The sequence below is a fragment of the Rahnella sp. P4_A8 genome, from assembly GCF_056402435.1.
Genome location: NZ_JBFUHK010000142.1, coordinates 1 through 3,353, shown reverse-complemented (window position 1 = coordinate 3,353; position 3,353 = coordinate 1). Strand labels below are relative to the sequence as shown.

General features: G+C 50.0%; 1 protein-coding gene, 2 tRNA genes and 2 rRNA genes. All 5 read left to right on the top strand.

All coding sequences use genetic code 11. From position 1 onward, the window contains the following. Positions 1-121 precede the first annotated feature (121 nt). A complete protein-coding gene (gene gmhB, locus AC1DUO_RS23790; protein WP_013574225.1) occupies positions 122-688 on the top strand; it encodes a D-glycero-beta-D-manno-heptose 1,7-bisphosphate 7-phosphatase in 567 nt (188 codons plus the stop codon). Between the two features lie 409 nt (positions 689-1,097). Then, positions 1,098-2,640 (top strand): 16S ribosomal RNA (locus tag AC1DUO_RS23785). A 71-nt stretch (positions 2,641-2,711) separates the two neighbouring features. Then, a tRNA-Ile gene (locus tag AC1DUO_RS23780) sits at positions 2,712-2,788 on the top strand. A 134-nt stretch (positions 2,789-2,922) separates the two neighbouring features. Further along, a tRNA-Ala gene (locus tag AC1DUO_RS23775) sits at positions 2,923-2,998 on the top strand. 209 nt (positions 2,999-3,207) lie between these two features. Then, positions 3,208-3,353 (top strand): 23S ribosomal RNA (locus AC1DUO_RS23770); the annotation flags it as partial.

Here is a 3,353-nt window from a genome sequence, read left to right as displayed (position 1 = left end):
TCCCCGTAGCATGTCGTGGATGCTAAGGCGTCTAGACGTCTAAGTCAACCAGGTTAGCATTCTCACAAGCATTGAAAACATGCGATACTGGCGCCGTTAATCAGCCATCAGGAGCAAATTCGTGGCACAACCTGTTTCAGCAATCTTTCTCGACCGTGATGGCACTTTGAATGTCGATCATGGTTATGTACATGAAATCGATAACTTCCAGTTTATCGACGGTGTAATCGATGCTTGTCTTAAATTAAAAGAGATGGGCTTTTTACTGGTGCTGGTCACCAATCAGTCCGGTATAGCACGCGGCAAATTTACTGAAGATCAGTTTCTGACTCTGACCGAGTGGATGGACTGGTCGCTTGCCGATCGTGGCGTGGATCTCGACGGTATCTATTTTTGTCCGCATCATCCTGAAGGCTTGGTTAAAGAGTTTACACAAGCCTGTGATTGCCGTAAGCCGCAACCTGGGATGTTTTTGACAGCCAAAGAAGAACTAGGCATTGATATGGCCTCTTCTTATATGGTGGGCGACAAACTGGAAGATATGCAGGCAGCTGCTGCTGCAGGAGTGGGGCATAAGATTTTAGTTCGTACCGGCAAACCCGTAACCCCGGAAAGTGAAAGTGCTGCGGATGCGGTACTGGAAAGCCTTGCTGCATTGCCTTCCTTTATAGCAAAAGGGCAGAAATAACGGCTTCTGGACAAAAAAACGGCAAACGAAATAAAACTGTATTTATTCGCTTGCCATTAAAATCCAACTCCCTATAATGCCGCTCCATCGACAGGGAACAACGTGAACAACATCACGAAGTGACCGGGTCGGAAAGATTAAAAACAGCGGCAACCGGATAAAATAAACGGTTGACACTGAATGAGGAAAGCGTAATATACGCCACCTCGAGTTAGYAAGCGAAAGCGCGTAACTCACTGCTCTTTAACAATTTATCAGACAATCTGTGTGGGCACTCACAAGACGATATCAGCCACYTCGGTGGCAAAAAATATCAAGTCTTAGAGTGACCAAGCAGTAATTCATTTAGTTGAATTATTACGAAGTAATCTCTGAGCACCGCTTCACTTGTTGAAGCAAATCGAACTTTTAATTGAAGAGTTTGATCATGGCTCAGATTGAACGCTGGCGGCAGGCCTAACACATGCAAGTCGAGCGGCAGCGGRAAGTAGCTTGCTACTTTGCCGGCGAGCGGCGGACGGGTGAGTAATGTCTGGGAAACTGCCTGATGGAGGGGGATAACTACTGGAAACGGTAGCTAATACCGCATGACCTCGAAAGAGCAAAGTGGGGGATCTTCGGACCTCACGCCATCGGATGTGCCCAGATGGGATTAGCTAGTAGGTGAGGTAATGGCTCACCTAGGCGACGATCCCTAGCTGGTCTGAGAGGATGACCAGCCACACTGGAACTGAGACACGGTCCAGACTCCTACGGGAGGCAGCAGTGGGGAATATTGCACAATGGGCGCAAGCCTGATGCAGCCATGCCGCGTGTGTGAAGAAGGCCTTAGGGTTGTAAAGCACTTTCAGCGAGGAGGAAGGCAYCAYACTTAATACGTGTGGTGATTGACGTTACTCGCAGAAGAAGCACCGGCTAACTCCGTGCCAGCAGCCGCGGTAATACGGAGGGTGCAAGCGTTAATCGGAATTACTGGGCGTAAAGCGCACGCAGGCGGTTTGTTAAGTCAGATGTGAAATCCCCGCGCTTAACGTGGGAACTGCATTTGAAACTGGCAAGCTAGAGTCTTGTAGAGGGGGGTAGAATTCCAGGTGTAGCGGTGAAATGCGTAGAGATCTGGAGGAATACCGGTGGCGAAGGCGGCCCCCTGGACAAAGACTGACGCTCAGGTGCGAAAGCGTGGGGAGCAAACAGGATTAGATACCCTGGTAGTCCACGCTGTAAACGATGTCGACTTGGAGGTTGTGCCCTTGAGGCGTGGCTTCCGGAGCTAACGCGTTAAGTCGACCGCCTGGGGAGTACGGCCGCAAGGTTAAAACTCAAATGAATTGACGGGGGCCCGCACAAGCGGTGGAGCATGTGGTTTAATTCGATGCAACGCGAAGAACCTTACCTACTCTTGACATCCACGGAATTCGCCAGAGATGGCTTAGTGCCTTCGGGAACCGTGAGACAGGTGCTGCATGGCTGTCGTCAGCTCGTGTTGTGAAATGTTGGGTTAAGTCCCGCAACGAGCGCAACCCTTATCCTTTGTTGCCAGCACGTAATGGTGGGAACTCAAAGGAGACTGCCGGTGATAAACCGGAGGAAGGTGGGGATGACGTCAAGTCATCATGGCCCTTACGAGTAGGGCTACACACGTGCTACAATGGCATATACAAAGAGAAGCGAACTCGCGAGAGCAAGCGGACCTCATAAAGTATGTCGTAGTCCGGATTGGAGTCTGCAACTCGACTCCATGAAGTCGGAATCGCTAGTAATCGTAGATCAGAATGCTACGGTGAATACGTTCCCGGGCCTTGTACACACCGCCCGTCACACCATGGGAGTGGGTTGCAAAAGAAGTAGGTAGCTTAACCTTCGGGAGGGCGCTTACCACTTTGTGATTCATGACTGGGGTGAAGTCGTAACAAGGTAACCGTAGGGGAACCTGCGGTTGGATCACCTCCTTACCTCAAGATACGCATTGTGCAGTGTCCACACAGATTGTCTGATAGAAAGTAACGAGCAGAAATACCTTAATAGGCTTGTAGCTCAGGTGGTTAGAGCGCACCCCTGATAAGGGTGAGGTCGGTGGTTCAAGTCCACTCAGGCCTACCAATTCCTTCCTCCTCTTCGTTGTCGCCATGTCTTGTTTGCACAAAGCAAACTTCGCATGACTCCGCCTTGATGAGAAAGTAATTGGCTGACTCATCAGGCTGATGAGTAATTAAGGTRTCTGTGAGTGACTGTATGGGGCTATAGCTCAGCTGGGAGAGCGCCTGCCTTGCACGCAGGAGGTCAGCGGTTCGATCCCGCTTAGCTCCACCATTACCGTACAGCCCCTAAATAATACTTCAGAGTGTATTGGAAACAGTATGCTGCGAAGTATTTTGCTCTTTAACAATCTGGAACAAGCTGAAAATTGAAAGTTTACAGCTGAACATCACTCTCCGTAGCAGTACYGAGTGRTGGATTAGTCTGTAACAGAGTCTCTCAAATAATCGCAGCGCGATGGTGGAAACACCTTCGGGTTGTGAGGTTAAGCGACTAAGCGTACACGGTGGATGCCTAGGCAGTCAGAGGCGATGAAGGGCGTGCTAATCTGCGAAAAGCGTCGGTAAGGTGATATGAACCGTTATACCCGACGATACCCGAATGGGGAAACCCAGTGTGTTTCGACACA